The organism is Streptomyces sp. NPDC027185 (assembly GCF_055567035.1).
Genome location: NZ_JBVHRF010000013.1, coordinates 27,180 through 49,528, shown reverse-complemented (window position 1 = coordinate 49,528; position 22,349 = coordinate 27,180). Strand labels below are relative to the sequence as shown.

Annotated in this window: 24 protein-coding genes; 22 read left to right on the top strand and 2 right to left on the bottom strand. The window is 72.8% G+C overall.

Going from position 1 to position 22,349, the window contains the following annotated elements; all coding sequences use genetic code 11:
• Positions 1-18: 18 nt before the first annotated feature.
• The 22 genes from ACZ4M8_RS29585 (at position 19) to mobF (ending at position 20,412) form a co-directional block, all read left to right on the top strand.
• Positions 19-450, top strand: coding sequence for a hypothetical protein (locus ACZ4M8_RS29585; protein WP_467613028.1), 432 nt, complete (start codon positions 19-21; stop codon positions 448-450).
• 109 nt (positions 451-559) lie between these two features.
• Positions 560-847, top strand: coding sequence for a hypothetical protein (locus ACZ4M8_RS29580; protein WP_467613025.1), 288 nt, complete (start codon positions 560-562; stop codon positions 845-847).
• Entirely contained in the window at positions 844-1,485 is a 642-nt protein-coding gene (locus ACZ4M8_RS29575; protein ID WP_467613022.1) for a hypothetical protein, read from the top strand. The genes ACZ4M8_RS29580 and ACZ4M8_RS29575 overlap by 4 nt, the downstream gene beginning before the upstream one ends.
• Complete coding sequence (locus tag ACZ4M8_RS29570; RefSeq protein ID WP_467613019.1) at positions 1,482-1,895, top strand: hypothetical protein; 414 nt, start codon at positions 1,482-1,484, stop codon at positions 1,893-1,895. Before ACZ4M8_RS29575 ends, ACZ4M8_RS29570 begins: the two co-directional genes overlap by 4 nt.
• 74 nt (positions 1,896-1,969) lie before the next feature.
• Positions 1,970-4,045: a coiled-coil domain-containing protein gene (locus ACZ4M8_RS29565; RefSeq protein WP_467613017.1), complete on the top strand. Its 2,076-nt coding sequence runs from the start codon at positions 1,970-1,972 to the stop codon at positions 4,043-4,045.
• 107 nt (positions 4,046-4,152) lie between these two features.
• Positions 4,153-4,614: a hypothetical protein gene (locus ACZ4M8_RS29560; protein ID WP_467613015.1), complete on the top strand. Its 462-nt coding sequence runs from the start codon at positions 4,153-4,155 to the stop codon at positions 4,612-4,614.
• Entirely contained in the window at positions 4,614-4,832 is a 219-nt protein-coding gene (locus ACZ4M8_RS29555) for a hypothetical protein (RefSeq protein WP_467613012.1), read from the top strand. The genes ACZ4M8_RS29560 and ACZ4M8_RS29555 overlap by 1 nt, the downstream gene beginning before the upstream one ends.
• Positions 4,833-4,979: 147 nt before the next feature.
• A complete protein-coding gene (locus tag ACZ4M8_RS29550) occupies positions 4,980-7,208 on the top strand; it encodes a hypothetical protein (RefSeq protein WP_467613009.1) in 2,229 nt (742 codons plus the stop codon).
• Between the two features lie 2 nt (positions 7,209-7,210).
• Positions 7,211-7,630, top strand: a complete 420-nt coding sequence (locus tag ACZ4M8_RS29545) for a hypothetical protein (RefSeq protein WP_467613006.1) — start codon at positions 7,211-7,213, stop codon at positions 7,628-7,630.
• Positions 7,631-7,731: 101 nt separating this feature from the next.
• Positions 7,732-8,592, top strand: a complete 861-nt coding sequence (locus ACZ4M8_RS29540) for a hypothetical protein (protein ID WP_467613003.1) — start codon at positions 7,732-7,734, stop codon at positions 8,590-8,592.
• Entirely contained in the window at positions 8,592-9,992 is a 1,401-nt protein-coding gene (locus ACZ4M8_RS29535; protein WP_467613000.1) for a DNA/RNA helicase domain-containing protein, read from the top strand. The genes ACZ4M8_RS29540 and ACZ4M8_RS29535 overlap by 1 nt, the downstream gene beginning before the upstream one ends.
• A 91-nt stretch (positions 9,993-10,083) precedes the next feature.
• Positions 10,084-10,581 carry a hypothetical protein gene (locus ACZ4M8_RS29530; RefSeq protein ID WP_467612997.1) on the top strand — a complete coding sequence of 166 codons (498 nt, stop codon included), beginning with the start codon at positions 10,084-10,086 and terminating at the stop codon, positions 10,579-10,581.
• A gap of 30 nt (positions 10,582-10,611) precedes the next feature.
• Positions 10,612-11,436: an AAA family ATPase gene (locus ACZ4M8_RS29525; RefSeq protein WP_467612994.1), complete on the top strand. Its 825-nt coding sequence runs from the start codon at positions 10,612-10,614 to the stop codon at positions 11,434-11,436.
• Positions 11,437-11,563: 127 nt separating this feature from the next.
• Positions 11,564-12,076, top strand: coding sequence for a Pycsar system effector family protein (locus ACZ4M8_RS29520; RefSeq protein WP_467612991.1), 513 nt, complete (start codon positions 11,564-11,566; stop codon positions 12,074-12,076).
• A 31-nt stretch (positions 12,077-12,107) separates the two neighbouring features.
• Positions 12,108-12,293, top strand: coding sequence for a hypothetical protein (locus ACZ4M8_RS29515; protein WP_467612988.1), 186 nt, complete (start codon positions 12,108-12,110; stop codon positions 12,291-12,293).
• A 121-nt stretch (positions 12,294-12,414) separates the two neighbouring features.
• Positions 12,415-12,639 (top strand): hypothetical protein, encoded by a 225-nt coding sequence (locus ACZ4M8_RS29510; protein ID WP_467612985.1) that lies wholly within the window; start codon positions 12,415-12,417, stop codon positions 12,637-12,639.
• 185 nt (positions 12,640-12,824) lie between these two features.
• The gene (locus ACZ4M8_RS29505) at positions 12,825-13,829 is read left to right on the top strand and encodes a hypothetical protein (RefSeq protein WP_467612982.1); all 1,005 of its coding nucleotides are present in this window, start codon (positions 12,825-12,827) and stop codon (positions 13,827-13,829) included.
• A gap of 92 nt (positions 13,830-13,921) precedes the next feature.
• A complete protein-coding gene (locus ACZ4M8_RS29500) occupies positions 13,922-14,080 on the top strand; it encodes a hypothetical protein (RefSeq protein WP_467612979.1) in 159 nt (52 codons plus the stop codon).
• A gap of 110 nt (positions 14,081-14,190) precedes the next feature.
• Complete coding sequence (locus tag ACZ4M8_RS29495; RefSeq protein ID WP_467612976.1) at positions 14,191-14,772, top strand: hypothetical protein; 582 nt, start codon at positions 14,191-14,193, stop codon at positions 14,770-14,772.
• Between the two features lie 62 nt (positions 14,773-14,834).
• Positions 14,835-15,452, top strand: a complete 618-nt coding sequence (locus tag ACZ4M8_RS29490) for a hypothetical protein (RefSeq protein WP_467612973.1) — start codon at positions 14,835-14,837, stop codon at positions 15,450-15,452.
• 121 nt (positions 15,453-15,573) lie between these two features.
• A complete protein-coding gene (locus ACZ4M8_RS29485) occupies positions 15,574-15,789 on the top strand; it encodes a hypothetical protein (protein ID WP_467612970.1) in 216 nt (71 codons plus the stop codon).
• Positions 15,790-16,242: 453 nt separating this feature from the next.
• Positions 16,243-20,412, top strand: coding sequence for a MobF family relaxase (gene mobF / locus ACZ4M8_RS29480; protein ID WP_467612967.1), 4,170 nt, complete (start codon positions 16,243-16,245; stop codon positions 20,410-20,412).
• Between the two features lie 82 nt (positions 20,413-20,494).
• Here the strand turns inward: mobF and ACZ4M8_RS29475 are convergent, their stop codons facing one another.
• On the bottom strand, positions 20,495-21,040 hold the full coding sequence (locus ACZ4M8_RS29475) for a GNAT family N-acetyltransferase (protein WP_467612965.1): 546 nt from the start codon (positions 21,038-21,040) through the stop codon (positions 20,495-20,497).
• Entirely contained in the window at positions 21,025-22,302 is a 1,278-nt protein-coding gene (locus tag ACZ4M8_RS29470) for an XRE family transcriptional regulator (RefSeq protein ID WP_467612962.1), read from the bottom strand. Before ACZ4M8_RS29470 ends, ACZ4M8_RS29475 begins: the two co-directional genes overlap by 16 nt.
• Between the last annotated feature and the right edge of the window lie 47 nt (positions 22,303-22,349).

The following is a 22,349-nucleotide window of genomic DNA, read 5'->3' as shown; positions in this document are numbered from 1 at the left end:
AACTAGGAGCCGATCCGCATGAGCATCATCGCAGCTGCTGCTGTACCCCTGCGCCCCTGGGCTGTTGTCGACGCGGTCGACGCGGTCGACGACATCGTCGAGGAGGCGCGGGGCGTCCGGGGCGAGGTCCGGGACCTCGCCCGCCTCGGCGTCGACGTCGAGGTCATCATCCCCCGCCAGGGCCGCATCACGGTCGAGCTCAACGTGCCGGCCCCGGTGGTCGGCCTCCTCCCGGCCTTGGTCCGGGACCTGGAGCACAGCGCGCTCACCCGCACCCCGTCGCGGTGCACGGTCACCGGGACGATCTGCCAGGGCGACGTCAGCCTGAAGATCACCGTCGACTCCTCCCAGATCACCGTCGCCGAGCTGGAGGCGCTGATCGCCGCCGTCGATGCCGACCTCGACGACGTGCTCGACGGTGAGGCCCAGAAGGCGGGGCGAGCGGCATGAGCGGCGACATGTCGCGGTCGGAGGACCGCGAGGAGCTGTCCCGGCGGGTCGCCGAGGACAACCAGCGCTCGTCCGGCGGCTCGGGCAAAGCCGTCCCGGGGGTGCAGTGATGGACCGCATCCACCTCAACCGCCTGCGGCGGAGGCTGCTGGAGCGCGTCGACGAGCTGCACCCCGCCGCGCTGGCCGTGCTGGTCGGTGTCCTGCTGGGCCTGGCTCTCGGGGTCGGCCTGGTGCTGGAGCCCGCGCTCGTTGCCGTCGCCGTCGCCGCCGCGGCGCTGATGAAGGCGGCGGTCGTCCTTGCGGCCGCCGGCCTTCTCGCTCGCTGCGCCGTCCGCCTCACCGTCCACCACTTCGCCCGCCCGCGTACGGGCACCGTCAGGGGGTACTCCGCATGATTCGCTTCATCACCAAGCGGCGTCTGGCCGAGCTGGTCGGCCAGCGTGACCGGGCCGAGGCCCGCGTCTCCGCGGTCCAGCTGCGGCTCGCCCGCATCAAGAGCGAGCGTGACGACCTCGACCGCACGGTCGACGACAGCGCCCTCCTGGCCCAGAAGCGGGCCGCCGTGCTGACGAACGACCTGCGTGCGGAGGCGCAGCGGGCGAACGAGCTGGCGGCCGACCTGACGCGGGTCATCGCGGAGGCGGCCACGCTGCGGACGGTCGAGAAGCAGCTCCTGGACGTCATCGACCACTTCTGGCGGGCCGCTGAGGCGCCGGTCGAGGTGCTGGTCCGTGACGGCCTGGTGCACAGTGCCCACCGCACCCGTAAGGCGGCCGAGGACGCTGCCCGCGCGGCCGATCCGTCCATCGGCGACGGCCCGTGGGGGCCGACCCCGGCGGACAAGGACCGCCGGGAGGGCTGGATCGCTACGACGCACCGGCTGGCGGAGACCGAGCCCCCGCCGCACGTCGAGGACCTCGCCGAGCGCTACCACCACACGGACCGCGGGGTGCCCGGGGCTGTGCCGGACGGCTGGGCCATCACGCAGGCCCCGCGGGTCGGCGACGAGGTCGCGGTGGAGGTGCAGGCATGAGCACCCGTTACCTCCTCGCCCGCGCCGCGCGGTTCACGGTCCGCAACGTGGTCCCGTTCGCGGTGGCCGCCGGCACCATGGTCGGCGCCGCGCAGCTCACCGGTATCGAGATCGTGGCGATCGCCCGCCTGGAAGGCGGCACCGACGTGCTGCTGGCAACGGCGGCTGCGGTGCTGACCTGGGACCACGACGTCACCCCGCGGCTGGAGCGGATGGTCGAGCGCCTGTATCTGGCGGGAGCCACGACCGACCAGTGGCTGGCCCACTTCGAGCTCCAGGAGTCCTGGCGGGCGCCCTCGCCCACCGCGGCCGCGTTCCGCGCGGAGCGCGGCGACCCTGCCCACTGGACGGCCGCCGACTACGAGACGCACCAGAACCTCGTACCCCGAAGGCCCGATGATCTTCGGTGACCTGATCCCCCATCTCCCTGTGGTCCTGCACCGGTCGACCGGTGCAGGACCACCTCGTATGGAAAGGAGGCGGCGTGGCCGCCACAGCTACTCGCGGCGCCAAGAAGGCGGCGTCCGCGTCCCGGAACGCTCCGCCGAAGAAGACGCCGGGGCCCCGTACGGCGGGGCGGGCGGGGGGCGGTCCTCAGTCCGCTGACATCGTGGACGAGGTCCGGCGAACCGCAGCCGACAAGGCCGCAGCGCTGACTGCCCAGGCCGACGAAGCCGCGGTGCTGATCCGCCGAGGAGCGGCCGCCGACGCCCGGCAGACCCTGATCGAGGCCGCCGAAGAAGCCGGCCGCAGGCTGCGGCAGGCCGCCGAGGACGCGGACGCTGCCCGCGCTGCCGCGGCGAAGGACGCGGCCGACGAAGTAGCGGCGCTGATCCGCAGCGCCGAGGAGCAAGCCGGAGTAATCCGCCGGGCGGCGGCCGCCGACGCCCGGCAGGTCCTGGGCGAGGCCGCGGAGGAGGCTGGCGGCCGGCTGAGGCAGGCGGCCGCGGACGCGGACGGTGTGCGCGCCGCCGCGGCCCAGGAGGCACAGGGCATTCGGGACGACGCCCGGCAGCAGGCCAAAACCACCGTTACCTCCGCACGGGCGGCTGCGGGCCGACGCCGCTCCCAGGCCACCCGAGCCGCCAACGCCATCCAGGAACAGGCCGTTCGCGCCGCCGCGGCCCTCCGGGAGGAGGCTGAGCAGCGTGCCCAGCAGGTCCTGGCGGAAGCCACCGAGCAGGCGGAGCGGCTGATGGCGCTGCGCCGGGCGGCGGCGGAGACCGCTTACAAGACCGCGCTTGCCGACGCCGCCCGGATCCTCGACGAGGCGCAGCGGCAGGCGGCCGAGACATACGCGATCCGTCAGGCGGCCGAATCCGATGTGGAGCTGATGCGCCGCCGCGCTCACCTGGAACTGGGCGAAGAACTCGCTGAGCAGCGAGCGGAGATCCAGGCGACGCTGGACCGGGACCGCCAGAGCGCGGCGACGGCCCGCGCCGCGCTCCAGGAGCAGGCGGACGCGTTCGGCGAGCAGTTGGAGGCGGAGCGCGAGGAGCAGCGTGCCCGGCTCGATGCCGAGCTGACGGAGATGCGCCGGGTCGCCGAGGCGGACGCTCACTCGGCCGCGGCGCAGGTCCTTGCCGGCGTGGAGGAGGAGCGGAAGGAGCTGCTGGCGGACGCGGTCGAAGCCACCGACCGTGCCGCGAAGATGCAGCGCCGCGCCGATGCCAAGTACGAGAAGTTGAAGGCGGCCGCGGCGACGAAGAAGTCGTGGGCTGCCCGGCGGCGGTCGGTCACCAACCGGTTCTGGGGCGGCCTGCCCTGGCTGGGGCTGGTGGCGGCGGTAGGGCTGACAGCGCAGGGCGAATACTCGCTCGCCCGCCTGGTCGGCTTCAACGAGGCTGCGGCGCCGATGCTGCCCGTCGCGATCGACATCTACGCGATCTCGGCGTTCCGCCGGAAGACCGATGTGCCCTGGGCGCTGGGCATCATGGCCGCGGCCAACATCACCGCGCACCTAGCCGACCCGAAGTCGCACGGTCCCCAGGAGCTCATCGTGGGCGTCGTGCTGGTCTTCGTGACGGTCGTGTGGCGGGTGCACGGCCTGCTCGACCACGACAAGGAACGTTCCGACGAGCCGGGCGCCGAGCGCCCCCAGTGCGGTGACGACTGCGACGGTTCGTGCAAGGACCTTTCCTGCGACGCGTACGAGCGTCTGCTGCCCTGCGCCGGTGACTGCGAGCACGAGTGCGCGCAGTGCCAGCCGCCTACCGGATCCGGTAGCCGGTCCGGTAATTCGCGCTCTACCGGATCCGGTAACCGGCCCGGTAAGGCATCCGGTGGTCGGTCCGGTAAGGCGTCCGGTACCGGGTCCGGTAGCCGGTCCGGTAAAGCGTCCGGTAACGGATCCGGTAGTCGGTCCGGTAAGGCGTCCGGTAACGCGCCGTCCGCCGAGACGCGTGAGGCGATCCGTGCCCGGGTGCGCGAGCTCATGGACTCCGGTGCCGAGGTCTCCCACGCCGAGGTTGCCCGGCAGTTCGCACTCGATCCGGTAACCGGCCCCGAGTACGTCCGCAACCAGGTCCGCGCCGTCGAGCGCGCCCGCATCCGCGCCTGAGCCGGGTATCCCGGCGGCGCAGCCCTCCCCCCCCCGTAACCGCGGGGCTGCCGCCGTGCCTCTCCAGGGGGCGGTGGCCCCGCCCCTTTCCCTGTCAGGAGAGAGACATGAACGGCAGTAAATGGACCCCGGATCACCTGCAGACCCCCGCCGACCGGGCGATTCACCTGGAGCAGCGCAGGGCACAGCTCCTGCCGATCGTCGACGATCTGCGGCGCCTGGCCCGCGAGATGGCCGCTCTGGTAGGGGAGATGGACAGCATCGAGGGCGACCTGCCGGGCCAGGCCGCGCTGCGGGCCCGGCACGTGACGAAGCCGCTGTTCAAGGCCGCCGACGACGTGGAGTCCGCCGTCGGTGACCTGGTCGCGTTCAACGCGCGGTACCAGCGCTCCTACGAGGAGCTGCCGGAGAAGCGGGAGGCGAAGCGCCAGCGGAAGCTGGAGCGGAAGCTGGAAAAGGCCGGCCGCCGCCCCGAGATCGAGTCGGGGCAGCCCGGCACCGCCCCCGCGAAGGCCACGGCCACGGACGAGTTCGGGGACGTGTTCGACGGCCTGCGGCGAGGTGCCTGATGGCTGCGCAGACCAAGGCGGAGCGTCAGGCGGCCAACCGGCGGGCGCACTTCGAGCGCCGTCAGGCGGAGCGGGCCGCGCGCGGGCCGCGCGGGCTGGCCGAGTCGTGGATGGAGCGGGCTCGGGCCGTCGCCGCGACGCGGGAGAAGAACGGCGAGGAGGTCTGGAACGACCTGGCCCGCACGATCTCGGTCTGGGTCTCCCGCTACGAACAGTGACCGCCCGCTCAATCAATTCACCGGTCAATTTGGGGCTGTGACCGCCTCGCGCACGCGTAATGCGGAGGCGCGGACACACGGGCGCACGGACACGCGCGCGCGTACGCGAGGCGGTCACAGTCTGTCAACCCTTTCTGGGAAGGAATCATGAGCGACGAGACCGACGGCACCCCCGGCCGGGTGCTCCCGTTCCGGCCGACGGGCGGGGGCACGCCCCCGCCTCCTCCCCCACCGCCGCCGCCATTGCCACCGATGCCGCCCGCCCCGCCCACCGCGCCGGTGACCGACGAGGACGAGGACGAGGACGAGGGCTTCGAGGAGTCCCCGCCGACCCTGGTCCTGCCGACGCTGTCGATCCCCGAACCTGCGGTCCCTCCCTCGCCGGTCCCGGCCTCACCGTCGCGCAGTACGGCGGAGCTCCCGGCCGCGTTGCGGTCGGGAGCCCGTGACGAAGGCGGCGCAGAGGACGAGGGCGGCCGGGGCCGGGCCGGCCTGGGCGGAATGATGGTGGCCTCGATCGGTATCGCGGTTGCCGCCCTGCGCGGCATGACGCAGTGGGCGGAGGACCGCCGCCAGCGCTTCCAGGACCAGGCGCCCGTCCGCCTGGCCGCGGCGAAGGCGAAGGCCGGGCGGATCAAGGACCGCGCCGAGCAGGAGGCCGCCCTGGCGGCCATCGGCAACGACGCTGCGAAGGCCCGCGCGAAGGCCAGGGTGCAGTCACCGACCGAGTTCGGCCGCGACGCCACCACCAAGAACAAGGGCGGCGGCAAGGGCGGCTCGAAGGGGACGTTCGGCGAGAGCGGCGGCACCGGAGGCGGCCGCGGCGGGAAGTCCGGAACCGGCGGCAAGAACGACCCCGGTGCCAAGGGCAAGGGCGGCGACAAGAACTCGAAGGGGCCGGACGGCTCGGGCGGCAAGGGCAAGGACGGCTCGGGGGGCAAGGGCAAGGACGGCTCCGGGCCGGGCCCCAAGAGTCCGAAGTCCACCAAGTCGCCGAGCTCCAGCGCGTCCAGCCCGAGCCTGGAGCGCGTCCGCGGCCGTCAGGAGCGGGCCGCGGACAAGCAGCGGGCGAAGGACCAGCGGCGTGCGGACAAGTCGGCGGCCCGGCTGGAGGACTGGGGCAAGGGCCGGGACCGCAAGCACGGCTCGGAGGACGACCGGCAGGCCGCGAAGGACCGCATCCGCAACGGGCGCCTGGAAGCCAGGGCCGCCCGCCGCGACGCGGCCCGGGAGGCCCGCCGGCAGGAGCGGGCCGACGCCAAGGCGGACCGCAAGGCCCGGCGCAAGGCCCGGAAGGCCGAGGAGGACCGTACGACGCTCGGGCAGTCGATCGCGGAAGAGGCGGAGCGTCGGCTCACAGAGCGGCGCGGGGACCTCGACCCGCCCGTGCTGAGCAAGCACAGGAAGGACACCCCGGCCGAGGACGCCGAGACCGAACCCGAGGGCGGCTCGAAGAAGAAGCCGCGGGCACCGAAGGGATCGTCGACGGCGCCGCCGAAGGCCACGGCGCCGAAGCCGCCCCCCGGGGGCGAGGGTTCGGCGGCCGGGGCTGAGACCCCGGGGCCGGAGTCTGCCGGCGGGGCGACGGGGTCCGGGCCCGGGTCGCGGTCCCGCCGCACCCGCGAGCACCGGCCGCCGCCGCGGGAGGAGCCGCGGGCGGACGGGGAGTGGCTGCGGCCGCCGCCCGGCATGCGGGTGGAGTACAAGACCACGCTCCACCGGACCGACTGGGAGGCCCAGGCCAGGGCCAGGGCCGCGGAGGCGCGGGCGGAGGCGCTGCGGCGCCAGCCCCGGATCGACAACGTCGCCGCCCCGCGCCCGGGTCTCCCGCCCGGCCCCGCCGCGCCGCAGACACCGCCGGCCACCCCGGCTCCCCCCACTCCCTCAGCACCGCCGCCGAGCACCAGCTCGCCGGCACCGAAGAACACGAGAAAGGAGGCGATCCCGATGCCCGGAGGAGCGCCTGCACGAACCGCCCCGCCGGTGGGCAACACACAGTTCGGCGACAGTGACCTGACGGTCTACGACGTCATCGACGCGGACAAGGACATGGCGGAGGAGATCCTCGCGGGCGCCGAGCACGCCCTGCAGGTCGCCGACCGCTGCCAGCGCCTCCAGGCCGCCCTGGAGGGCCTGCGCGCCTCCCTGATCGCCAAGAACGTGCCCGGCGTGTTCGTCGGCTGGTGCACCCGGCTGATGGACCGGGCCGGGGTCGTGGAGGACAAGGCCACCGCGGTCGCGGCGGGCCTGCCCCGTGCCTCGGAGGCCATCGCCCTCGCCGGAGACACCGCGGCCGAGCACGACAAGCCCGTCGCCGACGTCGTGCGCGACATGGGCCACACCGCGCCCGCCGCATCCTCGTACCACAAGGAGTAGCCATGGGAATGGACCTCGCCCGCGCGGGCAGCAAGGTCGCCGAACTGTTCGTCGACGGCGTCACCTACACCGTCGCCACGGCCAAGCTGGGGATGGCGAGCATGGCGATGCTCGCCCTCAGCGAGTCCGTCCGCGGCGCCTACAACTACGTCGAGGACTGCGCGCGCCAGGTGGACACCCTGGCCGACACCGCGTCCGCCATGTGGGTCTCGGGCGCCGTCGTCGACGCGCACCGGGACGCCGCCGGTGTGATGCGCGGCGTGCTCTCCGACGCCGAGTCCCTGGCCGCCGAGGCGGAGGAGATGGCCGGCGACTTCCGCGCCGCGAAGACCGGACACGAGGCCGACTACGGACCCGTGCACGACGCCATCGTCTCCAAGCCCGGCGAGTTGGCCACCCGGGAGTACTACAGCAACCGCTGACACGCTTCGGGCGGACCCGCCCGAAGCGGAAGAGACCACCGACCCCGCGGGGCGGCCGGAGCCGATGGCCCGGCCGCCCCGCCCCGTTTCTGGAGGAACCCATGCTCGCTCGCGTGCGTGCGGTGGCCAGTCGCGCCACCGCCGGCCGTGCCGCAACCGTCGCCGGGGCCGCGGTCCTCACCGCGGGCCTGGCCACCGACTCCGTCACCGTCCCCGGCGTCCTCGCCGCCGTGACGACCGCCGGGATCGGCCTGGCGACCAACATCAAGATCCTCAAAGGCCCCGCCTCGGCGCGGGCCACGGCCATCGGCGTCTACGCCGCCCCCCACGCGGGCGCCTGCGGCCTCCTGGTCGCCGAGCGCCTGGCGCCCGACACCGGGGTGTCCCTGCTCGTGCAGGCGGGCGTGGTGGCGCTGTGGACCGGCGCCACCTGGATCATGCGCCCCGGCCGTCTCGCCCGCGATGTCGTCGACGAGGCGGTCGCCCAGGAGCTCGCCGAGTTCGCCGCAGCCGCCGAGGCCGCCGCGGAAGAGGCCGAAGAAGCCCCGGCGGTCACGTACGACAGCCCGCAGGCCCGGTGGTGGGGGGAGAACATCGCGGTCGAGGGCGGCGTCGCACCCGGCACCGTGCTCGTGGAGCACCGGCAGGTGACCGAGGAATGCCTCGCGCTCGTCATCGGCTCGGCGACGAGGGGGAAGGCCGTACCGCTCGGCAAGGACTTCATCCCTGACCTGTCCGCGTACCTGGACATGCCGGAGGACCTGATCGAGATCGGGCCCGTGCCCGGACGCGGCTCCGGAGTCCGGCTCCTGGTCCTGGGCGTGCGCCCGCAACCTGCCGAACCGGAACAGGACGCCGACGACGACGAGGCCGCGGTGTGGGAGGAGATCGCCGCCACCGCGATGCCCGGCGTCGAACTGATCGAGGCCACCACGTACACCGTCCGCAAGGAGCTGACCTGATGCCGGAAGTGCGCGAGTACGTACTCAAGACCCCGGCCGGCGGGGTGAAGCGCTACGACCACGAGGCGCTCTGCGACCTGCTCAAGGTCGAGGACTACACCCGCGTGATCTTCGAGCAGGGCGTGGGACGCCAGGCCATCGTGCGCGTCTACCCGGCCAACCCGCTGATGAACATGCGGGAAATCAACCTGAACGACCTGCTGATGGACGCCCGGGGCCGCGTCACGCTCGGCACCTACTTCGACGGCTCACCACTGCGGTTCCGCCTCTTCGACCCGAAGACCGGCAACGCGCAGAGGGGCGCCGTCTTCGGGACCACCGGCGCAGGCAAGTCCCGCCTGGTGCAGGCACTCCTGATCGCCTGCAAGCTCTCCGGCATCGTCGTCCACCTCGCCGACCTGAAGTCCGGCCAATCGGTGCCCGAGGCCAAGGGCCACGTCGCCACCCGCGTCACCACGCAGTACGAGACGATCCTCATGCTGCGCGGCCTGGTCGCCGAGGCCGAACGCCGCATGGCCGCGTACGCGGAGATGGGCCGCTCCGGCTTCGTCAAGGACGCCCCCGACCCGCTGGTCTACGGCATCGTCGACGAAGCCAACCGGCTGCTGGAGAAGGGCGCCCCGGTCCGCGACGAGGGCGCCCGGCTCATCAAGGAGCTCGGGCGGACGGGCCGGTCGGTGGGCGTCGGCATCATCATCGCCGCGCAGGCCGGCCACCTCGACGAGCTCGGCGGCAGCGACACCCTGCGCGGCATGCTCAAGGAGGGCGAAGTCATCCTGCTGCGCTGGTCGTCCGCGATGATGCAGCAGCTCGTCGGCGACGGCCTGGTCCCCCGCGGCGAGGCCCTCCAGCCGATCCCGAAGGTCGTCGGCCAGGTCCAGCGGGTCCGCCGGTACCACGAGACAGCGGCCGACGACGAGGACGACGTGAACTCGCAGGGCATGCTCTACCACCTCACGTCCCGCCGCCCCACCAGCATGGCCCGGACCTACGTCGTCGGCAGCGTCGAGCCGTGCGTCGGCTACGACCCGGTGATCCTCACTCTGTACGGCGAGCAGCCGCCGCCGGGCGACGCGATCGACCTGGAGGCGTACGTGACCGCCAAGGAACGCAAGGCGGCCGGCGGCCAGACGAGCGGCAGTACGGGCGGTCTCTCCGCGCCGCCGTCCGGCGGGCCGGACGAGCCGACCCCGGCGACGATGACGACCGCCCAGCGCATCCTCGCGGTGCTGCCGCCCGACGGCATGACCCTGGCGGAGCTCCAGGAAGCCCTGGCGGACGACGGCGGCCGCCCGCCCCGGCGCGGCACCATCACCACCACCGTCAGCACCATGCGCGACCGCGGACAGCTCGCCCGCCCCGACGGCACCCAGCGCATCATCCCCCTCCCCGCCGACTGACCGCCCCTTCCCCGCACACCGACCGCAGGCCCGGAGCACCCCGGCTCCGGGCCTGCCCCATGCCCACGCACAGCCCGCAGGAGGACTCGACATGCACGAGCCGACCACCCACTCCCGGCAGCCGCTCAGCGAAGCCCAGGCCGCCGCCGAGGCCGCCCGCCTCATCGCCGAGGGCTACAGCACCACCGGCCCCACGGCCACCCGCTACAAGGACAGCGCCACGCTGCCGACCACAGGAGACGCCGTGCCCTGCGCCCAGCCCGGCCGCCCGCCGATGAGCCAGAAGGCGACGGACGCCAGCGCCCTGATGCTCTCCGGCAGCGTCGCCGCCCTGTCCGCCGGCGGCGCCACCTCGCTCGTGCTCTACACGCTCGGGCAGGTCGACCCGGTCACCCTCGCGGTCGGCGCCGCCGGGCCCGTCGCCCTGGTCCTCGCCGCCGGATCCCTTCTGAAGTCCCTTGGCCGCGCCAAGACCGACGCGCACACCGAGCACCACCACCACTACAGCGGCACGGTCATCCACGACCACACCAGCGTTACGACGCAGACCCGCGGCCTGGTCGCCCGCACGCGCAACGAGCTGCACTGACCCACCGCCCCACCATCGAGGAGACCCACTGTGTTCACACAGCAGCCCGCCGTCCTGGTCCTGATCGGCCCGGCCGGTGCCGGAAAGAGCCGCATCGCCCGCGCGTTCCCTGCCGACTGGCGGGTGGAGCTCGACGCGCTGCGCCTGGCCGTAGCCGGGACGGCTGGCGACCAGACCGCCACACCGGACGCCGTGGCCGTCGCCGACGCGGTGCTCGCCAGCCGCCTGCGACGGCAACTCCCGGTCGTCGCCGACTCCACGAATGTGGAGCATCGCGTCCGTACGACGCTGATCGAACAGGCCCGCGCCCACCGGATGCCCGCCGTCGCGATCGTCGTCCGTACGGCACTGTCGACCTGCCAGGACCGGCAGTACGAGCGGCCCTTCGCCCGGCAGGTCCCTGAAAGCACCGTCGCCTGGCAGCATGCGGGGACACCGCCGCTCCAGCAGCTGCTCGATGAGGGCTTCACCGAGGCGCACTACGCCGACGAGCTGGACCTGATGGGCCTGCTGCTACAGCGGTCCGCGGTCGCCCCCCGCGACCCCGTCGCAAACGTCCGCGCGGACTTCGGCGACGACCTGGCCGCCGTCTTCACCTGGCAGACCTCGGTCGACGCCTTCGACACCGGCGCTTTCGGTGTCGCCGGCCAGGAGCTGACAGTGCGGTGGTGGAACGACGGCGACCCGTACGACCACCACTGGCAGGCCCGCACCGCCTGTCCGGACGGGTGTCCCGGCCCCGCCTGGGTCCAGGTCACCGGCCCGGCAGACCTGCTGGCCGTCTACCGCGGCCAGCAACCGGCCGACGATCCACGGTGCGAGGGGTGCGAGGCCGCTGGCCGGCCCCGGGGCTGAGCGCCCGCGCCCTTCTGCCTATCGGGGATTTTTAGCTGGCCAACTTTAACTTGACATAGCCAACTCAGAGTTGGCATTGTGTGGGTGTCGGGCAGCGGCCCGCACCGATCGAGACGAAGGAGTCGTCATGGAGCAGTTGCCGATCCCGCGGCAGGCGCTGGACCTGGACGGGCTGCCCAGCCGTCAGGTCGCCACCACCGAGGCCAAACTGCAGACCGCCCTCGCCGGGGTGGAAGCCCAGATCGTCCGCACGGACGGAAAGGCCAACGGGCTTTTCGCCGCTTTCCCCATCCCCCTCGCGGTGCTGATCGGCACCATCCCCGGTCACCACCTGTCCGTACCGGCCGCAGTCCTCGTCGGCGCCGGTGGCACTGGCCTTGTCGCCGCGATGCTCGTCGTCATCCTCGTGGTCCGCCCCAGCATCAAGGGGGCCCCGCGCGGCTCGTACCTGTACTGGAAGGACTGTTCGCCGGAGGAGGTCCTCGCCGACCTCGCCGAGGACCGCACCGCCGAGCACATCGTCAAGCTCTCCACGATCGCCGCCGCCAAGTACCGCGGGCTCAAGATCGCCCACGACATCACCGCCGGGGCCCTGGTCCTCCTGGTCCTGGCCCTGGGCGCAGCCCTCGCCCTCAACTGACCCGACACCTGATCAGAAAGGCTCGACGCCGATGAACCGGATCCTGAACCTGCTGCGCGGCCGCTGGCCCCGGCCCGCCGACCGCCGCCGCGGTGACTACAGGTGCGGTCGATGCAGGCTGCAGGTCACCGCATCTGTCCCCCTCGACAGCCCCATGGAACTCGCGCCCTACCTGATCGCCGCGTACAGCCACGAGTGCAGCCCCCTGCCCAACTGACCCCGGGGCAGGCGGCCACTCGGCTACCCACCACGCGCCGCCCGCCCCGGTCGCCCAACCCGCTCCAAACCGGAGCAGGGGGCAGCACCATCGTCCCTCAACCGAGACGGAGCTGATCACCATGTCCCCCAGCCGACCCGACACCCCCGAGGCCACCGCCGCGAAGCAGCGGATCACGGAGGCGGGCACTACCCGGGACCAGACCATCGACGCCGCACACCGCGCCTACTGGAGCGTCGTGGCAGCCGAGATCAAGGCGAAGCACCTCACCCAGGCCGCCGTCGCCGACCACCTCGACTTCTCCCGCGAGCACATCCGCAAGCAGCTGCTCCGTTACGCGAACTGACCGCACCACGGGGGTGGCCGGACTTCTGGCCGGAGGCACGGCCGCCCCCGCACTCCCCGCCCGCAAGAAATCCTCGAAGAGGCCGTCGGTCACATCCAGGACTCCGCTGGAACGCGCCCGCGCCGAATTGGCCTCCGCAGAACTCTGACGAACAGCCACGGCCCGCCTCATGAAAGGGCAGCACCATGACCACCCTGTCCGCAGGTCACCTCCACCGGATCCTGACCCTGGCCCTCCCGCATGTGGGCCACGAGGACGCCCCCGCAGCCCTCCGCGGCATCCGCCTCGACACCGACGGGAGCATCCTCCACGCCGTCGCGACCGACCGCTTCAGCCTCGCCGTCGCCCGCGCCACGCTCACCTCGCCCCAGGCCCCGGCCTGGTCCCGCACGGTCCCCGAAACCGACCTGGCCTGGCTGATCGCATGGCTGGACGCTCAGCCCGGCGACACCCTTCTCACGCTGACGCCTGGCGTCGACGACACCCTGACGATGACCGACGGCACCGCCCAGATCTCCGCACCCGCCCACGACGCCACCTACCCCGCATGGCGCGACGTCGTCCGGACAGCCCTGACCACCGTCACCTCCGAGGCGGCGCTGACCGGCCTCAATCCCCACCTGCTCTCCCGCTTCCAGCACGCCACCTTCCCCCTCCAGATCTGGCAGCCCGCCCCCGACGCGCCGCTGGTCGTCCTCGGCCGGGACTACCTGGGACTCCAGATGCCGATGCACCGCAGCAGCCGCCCCACCCGGCACGATGTCGACGCCGCCCTCGGCAACTGGGCCACCAGCCTCGGCACCACCGGCCCCCGCGCCGACCTCCTCCCGCCCCGGCCCACCCCGGACCTGGCCGATGCCCGCGATGAGGACCTGCTGCGGCAGACGCTGCACGCCCTCGACGAGGCCGCCGACACCCTCACCACCGACCTGACGGCGTGCACCGCGTGGCACCAGACCGCGGCCGCCACCTGGACCGCCCACCGCCTGCTGGTGGCCCTGCGCGAGACGGACCCCGCCCGCGCCGACGCCGTCGTCCGCGACCTGGACGAGGACCTCATGGACAGCGGCGAGATCGCAGACCTCGCCCACGCCGCAGCCGAGGACGCCGGATACGACCCCGACGCCTGGCAGGAGCAGAACGAGGCGCGCACGACCACTTCCGAGACGCAGCCCGCAGCGGTGGCCTGACGCCCGCCCGCACGGCCCGGTCCCCTGCCCGGCGCTGTCATCGCACACCCTCAAGACCTATTAGGCCCAACACCCCTAACCGTGGAGGCACTATGTCCAACGGACGTATCCGCGTCGCGATCGACTCGTTCGGCCACGAGGCCGGGCCCTGGGCGCACTCGGCGGACATCACACTCGACCTGCGCCGCCGCATGGTCGACGTTCACCAGATCCCCGACACCGAGCCGCGCACCGGCCTGGACCCCGAGTAACCACGGAGCAGTGAGAGGTAGGCGGATATCCGCCTACGCCGTCACCACCCCACGACAGCATGAGCCCGGGGCCGCCGAAACCGGCCCCGGGCTCACCGAGAGAGGAAGCTATGCCCAGCACCGACAGCACCGCCACCAACGGCCCCGCCTTCTCAGCCGAGGCGTACGCCGCCGTCGAGAAGGCAGCCAAGGGGCACCGCGCCCTGTACGTGCCCAGCGTCCTGGAGCACGCCGCCGAACTCCTCACCGCCCTGTGGGCCGCCGGCGAGAAGCACGGCGTCGCCCCCGCCGAGTGGGGCTGGACCACTGACCTGGCAGGCGGCACGCTCGATGTCGTCTCCCGCCAGTACGAGTACGAGAGCGCCCCGAAGTCCGGACGCACCATCGAGGAGATCATCTCCCTTCAGGGCTGCCTCGTCAGGGCCCTGGAGGAACTCGGGCTCACCGCCCGGTGCGACGGCCCGGGCGTCATCGTCGACCGCGGCCCCGACACCCCGCGTGGCGGCTACCACGGCGACGCCGACATCGACGTCCGCATCTACAGCGATGGCAGCTGGGCATTCTCATTCGCCGCCGACCGCGCGCCCGTCATGTCGATCGTCGCCCCGGCCTCCCAGGCCGGCGCCTCCCAGGTTGCCGAGATCATCCGCGCCTTCGTGCGCGGCGAGCTCGGCAACATCTTCCGCCACTGACCCACCACGCCCGACCCGGCGGGGCCGCCGAAACCGGCCCCGCTCCTCTTGAGGAGCCCATCGTGACCAACTGGTCCAGCACCACCCTCGTAGCCGTCGCGGACGACTACGACCGCGCCGCGGGCGACAGCAACGCCCCTCTCGACTCCCGCTTCGGCCGTTACCTCACCCAGCACCTGGACGGCCTGTGGGACGAGGATCGCACCGACCCGATCGCCTTCCTCGTCTGGGCCTGGCATGTCGCCACCGGGCCGACCATGTCCCCCGGCTACGTCCGCATCCGCCCCGACCTCGGCGCCGTCCGCCTTGCCCAGTCCCAGTACGACGGGCGCCTCCTGGTCGAGATTGAGGTCCCCCTCCAGCACAACCAGCTCGCTCAGAGCGTGCGCCCGCCCTACTCCGCCATGCGCGACTGGGAGACCGACCGATACGACTGCTCCGACGGCCCCCGGGCTCTGCAGGCCCCCGAGGACGAGTCGAAGCCCGCGCTGCTGCTCGCCGCCACCCTGCGCCTGCCAGCGGACGACTGGACGCTGGACCAGCCCGCCGGGAAGTGGCCGGTCGAGGAACTGCTGATCGACGACGCCAAGAAGGCCGTCGAGGTCGCGGTCCGCCACATCAACGCCGGCGCCGGACCCCGCGTCGCCAAGCTGGTCGGCGCTGAGGGCGGCCACTGGTGAGCGGCCTGCCCGTCATCGCCAGCCCGCCCGGCGGCGCCGGAATCGAAGTCCGCCGCCCATGAGGCACCCGCCGCATCCGGTATCGCGGCACACTGGACCGACAAGCGAAACGAGAGGTGTCATGGCAGAGGATCCGATCAGCCAGGAGATGGCCCGCATCCTGAACGAGAAGCTCCAGCGGGTGATCGACAAGCAGACGGAGCACACCATCGCCCTGGCCAACCACACCGCGTCCCTCGACCGGCTGGAGAAGGGGCAGGAGCAGCTGAAGGGGGACTTGGACGAGATGAAGGACATGTTGCGCCAGCTCCTCAGCAGCAACACGAGCGACAGCTGACCCGCCTGCCTGCGCTCCGAAGCCCCCGTCCGCGAACCTCAGCGGACGGGGGCTTCGTCGTGTTCGAGGACGGCCCCGGGGGCCGCGAACCGCCCCGCCCACCGACGCCGGCGGCACCCGCGGGTGGACGCCCGTCGACCACCGTCCGCAACCACCCGTCCGTGATTCGCGGACGCTCTCCCGGCCTTCATTTCATGCCCGGCGCGCGGTGACGGACCCGCCGAAGGCCGTCGCGGCAGCCCGGCACCGAGCCGCCACCTCGCCGAGCGCGAACACTTTTTCGGCAGCCGTCGATCGGAAGCTACTGTCAAAGCTCCCTGCGGACGAGCTGACTGCTCACCTACAGGTTCAAGATCAGAAAAGACCTAGGCACAAAGGGAGCTCCCCTATCGGGGAGCTCCAGCGCGGCCGGGCCGAACGGCGCACAAGCGCACAAGCGGGGAGGGCGGCCGCATGGCCTGGCTGACGAAGATCAAGGCGGACGCACAGGTCGAGTACCGGCTGCGCGAACAGGCCGGATGCGGCGTCGTCGAGGCCGACGCGGCGGAAACCGTCGTCCTGGACGACACGGTCGACGCCGCCCTCGACTACCGGCTGCGACCGGAGGGCGACGGCCACCTGGTGTGGGTCGGCAGCGGAATGGGCACCTTCGGGTACGCGGCGGGCGACCGCCTGGACGACGAGGCGAAGGACGCCGCGCGCCGGATCATGAACGGTTGCCACCCCGCCACCGGCGCCCGGCTGCTGGCCTCCAGGGCGTCGGTGCGTGCCCACCCCGACGCGCAGCTGACCGTCGCCCGGCTGACCGAGGCGATCACCGCGCTCGCCGCTGAGCAGGGCGTCGAACCGGCCGAACTCTTCGAGGGCAAGCCCAAGCAGCAGCGCCAGCTCGCCACGCAGCTGCGCATGGTCAACCGGTTCGGTGAAACGCACCGCCTGAAGGTCACCGAACTGCACAAGCTCGCGCGCGCGGTCGGCCTCGACCTCGACGACATCTACGGCACCGAGACGGTCGAGCGGGCACGCGCGAGCGCGGACAAACGCATCGACAAGAGGGTGCGCGGATGGGACCTCGTCCTCGATCTTCCGAAGAGTGACAGCGCGCTCTCCGGACTCATGGGTGACCTCGATGAGCACATTTTCCGCGACCTGGTGCAGCGCGCGAAGGACGACACGGTGCGCCAGGCCGAGCAGTGGATCGGCTACGCCGTCGCCGGCGAGGACGGGGAGAAGGTGCGCATCGCGACCGGCGGTCTGCTCGGCTGGTCGGTGGAGCACCTCGCCGCACGTCCGGTGACAGCCGGGGAGCCGGGCGACCCGCACCTGCACGTCCACGTCACGATCGCCAACATGGCGCTCTGCGAGGACGGCGAGTGGAGGGCCGTCGCCAACTCGGGGCAGGACTTCCACCGTCACGCCAAGGCCCTCGACGGGTACTTCAAGGCGCGCGTACGGGAGCTGACGTACGAGACGTTCGGCGTGCGCCGCGAGTACAACGCTGACACCCGCTCGTGGGAGATCCGGGGGGTGCCCGAGGAGCTGCGCGACACGTTCTCCCGCCGCCACGCCGCCGTCAACGAGCGGGTTGCCGAGGACGCCTCACGCGAGGAACGCCAGCGCGTCGCGGACCAGACCCGCCGCGCGAAGGTCGACGCCGATGCCTCGGGGATGCGCACCAGCTGGCGCACGCGCGCCGCGGCGGTCGTCGGCGACGTCGACGCGATGGTGGCGGCCGCCGCACCCGGACCTCCCGACGGCGGCGCGGGCATCGACGGACCCGGCGGAGGCCCGCGGCTGCCCGGCCCGGACGACCTCGCGCGCATCGTCTTCGACCCCGAGACCGGACTGACCGCCTCGCAGAAATCCTTCAGCCGCGCGCAGCTGCTCGGCGCCGTGGCGGACGCGATGGAGTTCGGCATCGGCGCCGAGCCGGGCCTCCTGGACGAACTCGCGGACCAGGTCCTCGCCGTCGAGGGGTACGCGGTGCGCCTGCCGCACGTCGGCTCCACCCTCATGTCGTCGACCGCCCGCTACACCACCCGCGACATCCTCGACGCCGAGAAGACCGTCACCGGCCAGGCCCTGGCACGGTTCGACGAGGGGGCGGTGCAGCTGACCGCCGAGCAGGCCGCGGCCGCCATGTCCGTCTTCGAGATAGCCAACGGCTTCGCCCTGTCCGACGAACAGCGCGCCGCCATCGAGCGGACGCTGACCGCCGGGCACGGCATCGACGCGCACATCGGCGCCGCCGGCACCGGCAAGTCCACGCTCATGGAGGCGTGCCGGATCGCGTGGGACGCCACCGGCCACACCTACGCCGGCGCCACCGTGTCCGCCGTCGCCGCCAAGTCGCTGGACGACGCCTCCGGGATCCCGGCCCGCTCGATCGCCTCCTGGCTCCAGCAGATCCGCGACGGCCAAGGGCTCACCGGCATCGACGTCCTGGTCGTCGACGAGGCCACCATGTCCAACGACCGGCAGGCCGCCGCCCTCATGACGGAGGCGCAGCGCACCGGCACGAAGATCGTGGCGATCGGCGACCCGCAGCAGCTCCAGGCGATCGGCCCTGGCGGCTGGTTCAAGGAGGTCCACCGGCTCGTCGGCGGCCTGGTCCTCACCGAGAACCGGCGCCAGCGCAACGACGCCGAACGCGCCGCCCTGGAGGTGTGGCGCACCGGCGACCACGAGCAGGCCCTGCGCATCCTGGCCGACACCGGCCGCGTGCACGCCGCCGAGACCGCCATCGAGGCGCACGGACAGATCCTGACCACCTGGGACGAGGTGCGCGGCCGCTGGAGCGATCCGCACGACCTGATCGACTCGCTGACCGTGCTGGCCGCCAAGAACGCGGACGTCGACCTGCTGAACCTGGGGGCGCAGCAGATCCGCCGGCAGCGCGGCGAACTCGGAGCCGAGCACCGCTACGCCCTGTCCGGCGGCGCGGAACTCAACCTCGCCGTGGGCGACCTGGTGCGCGTGCGCCAGAACGACTACCGCAGCCGCCGCGGCGAGGGCCCCGATGTCCTCAACGGCTACCGGGCCGTGGTCACGGCGATCGGTGAGGACCACCGCGTCGAGATCTCCTGGCGTGACAAGAAGTCGGGCGAGACCGTGTCCGCCTGGTACGAGCCGAAGGCCATCAGCTCCGGTGCCCTCTCCCTCGGCTACGCGATGACGGTCGCGGCGAGCCAGGGCCTCACCAGCGAGGTGAGCCTGTTGTACGGGCACGGCGCGAACGCCTTCGCCGTCTACCCGGGCATCACCCGCGGCCGAGCCGAGAACCACCTTTGGCTGCCCCTGGAGGTCGTCGAGGACGATGAGACGCAGGCCCGCCTCGGCGCGGCCCGTACCGAGACCGAACGCCTGCAGCGCGCCGTCGGCGCGTTCGCGAAGTTCCTTGGGCAGAGCCGGGGCGACTCCATGGTCTCGGACCTGCTGCGCGAACCACCGGCCCCGGCCGTACGGCTGCCGGAGCAGGCCGCCGCGCGCGAGCACGAGCTGGGCCACGAGGAGCGCGAGGCCGCGCTACGGCGGGCCCAGGTGGCGACAGCCGTCTCCCCCGGCCTCGCGCACCAGGCGCAGGAGGAGGCACAGCAGGCCGCCGCCGAGGCCCAGGAAGACCCCGCGGCCGACCACAACGATGCGCGGGAGCGGGCAGCTCGCGAGAAGCACCTGGCGGAGAGCCAGCGCCAGCGGGAGATGGCGTCTGTGAAGTCCTGGAAGACCCGGCCGTACGGCAAGCGGTCGGACGCCGACCTGGCTCGCACGGTCGGGCTGGCCCACGAGCGGGCCGGGATCGCCGAGCGCGGCGCCGCGCAGACGGCGCAGAAGGCACGTGCCCTCGAAGAGCGCCTTGCCCGGGAGAAGGCGTCCGGGCAGACCCGCGGGCAGGCATTCGCCGCCGCGGCGCAGAGCCTGCTGGACCAGGCGGAGGCGAAGGCCCAGGAAGCCGCACAGCAGCTCGACCGGGCGGCCACCGCGCGCACCCGAGCAGAAGAACGGGGCCGGTACCTGCGCGACTCCTTGGCGCCGAAGAAGAACATGACCCGCTGGGAGCGGATGCGCGCCAGCATCACCAAGAAGCAGATCGCGGCGGACATCGCCGAGGCCACAGCCGAGCAGGCGGCCTTCCGCGCAGCGGAGAGCGAGGCCCGCAGCGCGGGGAACGGCGCCCGGATGGAGGCGTGGGAGATGATCCGCACCAGTGAGTTCGCCGGGCAGTTCCACGGCGTCGACGCCCAGCAGCCCGCGCCGGCCGACGTCGCGACCGTCACCGAGCGGCTGGCGACGATGCGCGAGCAGCTCCCCGACATCGAGATCCGCCTCGACCGACGCGACGCCCAGGAGCTGACTCGTCTGCAGGGCGAGGTCACCCAGTACACCAACGCGGCCGCCAAGAGCCGGAAGACCGTGGCGGCCGGCCAGGCCGAGCAGGCTCTGCGCAAGACCATCGCCACGAAGTACCCCGAGCTCCACAGCACCGAGACCAAGAACCGCCGCGCGCACATCGTCGAGCAGAAGCGCGCGGCCGTCGAACAGTCCCGGGCCCGGGCTCAGGAGTCGGCCAGCTACCACCGCCAGCCGCCTTCCCGGGGCCGTGGCGGGCCGTCCATGGGCCGGTAAGGCCTGTTGGACCCAATGGCAGTAATGCCTGCTGACCAGCAGCAAGGCCTCCAGGCTTCCCGGGGCCTTGCTGCGCAGTGTGTCAGGGTGCGGCTGGGATGCTCAGGGTGCGCAGCATCACGGCGAAGTTCGGGGAGTCCGGGAACGGCTGCCGTCGGCCGATCCGTCGGTAGCCCCACGTCTCGTACAGCGCCTCCACCTTGGGATGGTCGGGGTCGACCAGCAGGGCGGCCATGGCCTCCGGCCGGTCCTCGATCAACGCGGCGTGCAGCCGCTCGGCGGTCCCGGTCTTCCGCCAGCGAGGGCGCACCATCAGCTCGGAGAAGTTGAAGGTGGACGCGTCCGCCGGCGGGTTGTTCAGGTGCTCGCGCCACCACTCCCGGCCCGGAGCGGCCGGGGCGCCGTACGCGAACCCGACCGGCTCGTCGCCGTCGTAGCCGATGACGCAGGCGAAGCCGGGGTTGCCGCCCCAGTGGTCCACGAACCAGGGGAACCGCTCGTCGAACTCGGTCATGTCGTCGGCGTAGGCGTCCGCGTGCACGTCCAGGAGGGTCTGCCGGATGGTCGGCAGGTCCTCGTGGACGAAGTGACGGAGGTCGACGGCTGTGGTGGTCACGAGCTGCTCCATTCGGTCCGGTAGCGGTCCATCCACTCGTGCGCGAGGCGCGCGGAGGGGGCGTGGGTGATCAGGTCGCGCTGAAAGTCGCCGAGCAGCTGCCGCATCCGTCCAGGCAGTGGCGTGCCCTGCATGATCGTGAAGACCTTGCTGCTGGTCGCGCACGCCTGCTCGACGTCGCCCTGGTGCAACTGCGCGAGGGCGAGCCGGGCCGTGGTGTGCGCGCGGTTGCGCCGGTAGGACTTCGGCAGCGCGGCCAGGGCTCGATGGGAAGCCGCCTCCGCCTCCGCGGGGTGTCCCACGACATCCCGCACGACCGCAGTCAGGCAGTGCAGCTCCGCCGCCCCGTAGAACGCGATCCAACTGGCCCGGGGCTCCGCAGAGTCAGCCTTCGCCAGGGCGGTCTCGGCGCGCCCGAGCTGGGCGAGGGCGGCACGGGACTCGCCGCCGTGGGCGAGGCTGACGGCGGTCCGCGCGGCGGCGAGGGAGGAGTGCAGCGGGCTGGTGCGGGCGATGGCCGTGGCCTGGGCAGCCTGGGCGGCGGCGACCGCCTCGGCGTAGTCCCGGCGCTGCCGGGCGAGCAGCGCCCGGCAGTTCCACACCTGCATCACCATCCCCGTGTCCTGGCCGAGGCCCGCAAGGGTCAGGGCCCGGTCCAGGTGGCGCCCGGCGTCGTCGAGCTGTCCGGCATCGATCAGTGACCATGCCGCGGTCGCAGTGAAGTCGGCGGCGAGCGCGAACAGCCGCTGGCGCACGCGCTGCGTGGCGGATCCCTTCTGCAGTTCGAGGGCCTCGGCGGCTCCGGCGAGGGCGGCCTGCTCCAGGCCGTGCCCGCCGCGCTCCGCGTCGAGCGCGACCAGGCGCTCGATGTCCTCGCGCAGCCGGACCACGTCGGAGGTGCCGACGCGGGCGGGCTGGGCCGAGGCGGGGCTGGTGGGCAGGGCGGCGGCCGCGGCGGTGGCGGCCACGCCGACGAATCGGCGACGGCGCATGTCGGGGTCCTCCGGTCGTACGGGAGCGGACGTGGACTTCCCCCGCGGCGCGAACCCTAAGGCCGTGGCGGACAGGCCCGTCACCGTTTGCAGAGCGCGGCGCTGCCGTTCCTGGGGCCAGCGGCTCTCCCCGGACAGCCATCGGTGCACCGTGCGCGCCGACGCCGTCCCCAGACGGCCGGTGAGGTCGCAGATCGCATCGTTGACCGCGTCCGCCAGTTCGGCCGGCGCCATCTGGTGCGCCGTCATCCACGCAGCCAACGGCTCGTTTCTCTCCGCCACGGCAGCACGGTAGGGCGTACGGGCAGACGGCCGCAGGTAACGGACGG

What these genes read in the sequence shown, in the direction of transcription:
- ACZ4M8_RS29585 (WP_467613028.1), top strand. Translation starts at nt 19, where the DNA reads ATGAGCATCATCGCAGCTGCTGCTGTACCCCTGCGCCCCTGGGCTGTT.
- ACZ4M8_RS29580 (WP_467613025.1), top strand. Translation starts at nt 560, where the DNA reads ATGGACCGCATCCACCTCAACCGCCTGCGGCGGAGGCTGCTGGAGCGC.
- ACZ4M8_RS29575 (WP_467613022.1), top strand. Translation starts at nt 844, where the DNA reads ATGATTCGCTTCATCACCAAGCGGCGTCTGGCCGAGCTGGTCGGCCAG.
- ACZ4M8_RS29570 (WP_467613019.1), top strand. Translation starts at nt 1,482, where the DNA reads ATGAGCACCCGTTACCTCCTCGCCCGCGCCGCGCGGTTCACGGTCCGC.
- ACZ4M8_RS29560 (WP_467613015.1), top strand. Translation starts at nt 4,153, where the DNA reads ATGAACGGCAGTAAATGGACCCCGGATCACCTGCAGACCCCCGCCGAC.
- ACZ4M8_RS29555 (WP_467613012.1), top strand. Translation starts at nt 4,614, where the DNA reads ATGGCTGCGCAGACCAAGGCGGAGCGTCAGGCGGCCAACCGGCGGGCG.
- ACZ4M8_RS29550 (WP_467613009.1), top strand. Translation starts at nt 4,980, where the DNA reads ATGAGCGACGAGACCGACGGCACCCCCGGCCGGGTGCTCCCGTTCCGG.
- ACZ4M8_RS29545 (WP_467613006.1), top strand. Translation starts at nt 7,211, where the DNA reads ATGGGAATGGACCTCGCCCGCGCGGGCAGCAAGGTCGCCGAACTGTTC.
- ACZ4M8_RS29540 (WP_467613003.1), top strand. Translation starts at nt 7,732, where the DNA reads ATGCTCGCTCGCGTGCGTGCGGTGGCCAGTCGCGCCACCGCCGGCCGT.
- ACZ4M8_RS29535 (WP_467613000.1), top strand. Translation starts at nt 8,592, where the DNA reads ATGCCGGAAGTGCGCGAGTACGTACTCAAGACCCCGGCCGGCGGGGTG.
- ACZ4M8_RS29530 (WP_467612997.1), top strand. Translation starts at nt 10,084, where the DNA reads ATGCACGAGCCGACCACCCACTCCCGGCAGCCGCTCAGCGAAGCCCAG.
- ACZ4M8_RS29520 (WP_467612991.1), top strand. Translation starts at nt 11,564, where the DNA reads ATGGAGCAGTTGCCGATCCCGCGGCAGGCGCTGGACCTGGACGGGCTG.
- ACZ4M8_RS29515 (WP_467612988.1), top strand. Translation starts at nt 12,108, where the DNA reads ATGAACCGGATCCTGAACCTGCTGCGCGGCCGCTGGCCCCGGCCCGCC.
- ACZ4M8_RS29510 (WP_467612985.1), top strand. Translation starts at nt 12,415, where the DNA reads ATGTCCCCCAGCCGACCCGACACCCCCGAGGCCACCGCCGCGAAGCAG.
- ACZ4M8_RS29505 (WP_467612982.1), top strand. Translation starts at nt 12,825, where the DNA reads ATGACCACCCTGTCCGCAGGTCACCTCCACCGGATCCTGACCCTGGCC.
- ACZ4M8_RS29500 (WP_467612979.1), top strand. Translation starts at nt 13,922, where the DNA reads ATGTCCAACGGACGTATCCGCGTCGCGATCGACTCGTTCGGCCACGAG.
- ACZ4M8_RS29495 (WP_467612976.1), top strand. Translation starts at nt 14,191, where the DNA reads ATGCCCAGCACCGACAGCACCGCCACCAACGGCCCCGCCTTCTCAGCC.
- ACZ4M8_RS29485 (WP_467612970.1), top strand. Translation starts at nt 15,574, where the DNA reads ATGGCAGAGGATCCGATCAGCCAGGAGATGGCCCGCATCCTGAACGAG.
- mobF (WP_467612967.1), top strand. Translation starts at nt 16,243, where the DNA reads ATGGCCTGGCTGACGAAGATCAAGGCGGACGCACAGGTCGAGTACCGG.
- ACZ4M8_RS29475 (WP_467612965.1), bottom strand. Translation starts at nt 21,040, where the DNA reads ATGGAGCAGCTCGTGACCACCACAGCCGTCGACCTCCGTCACTTCGTC.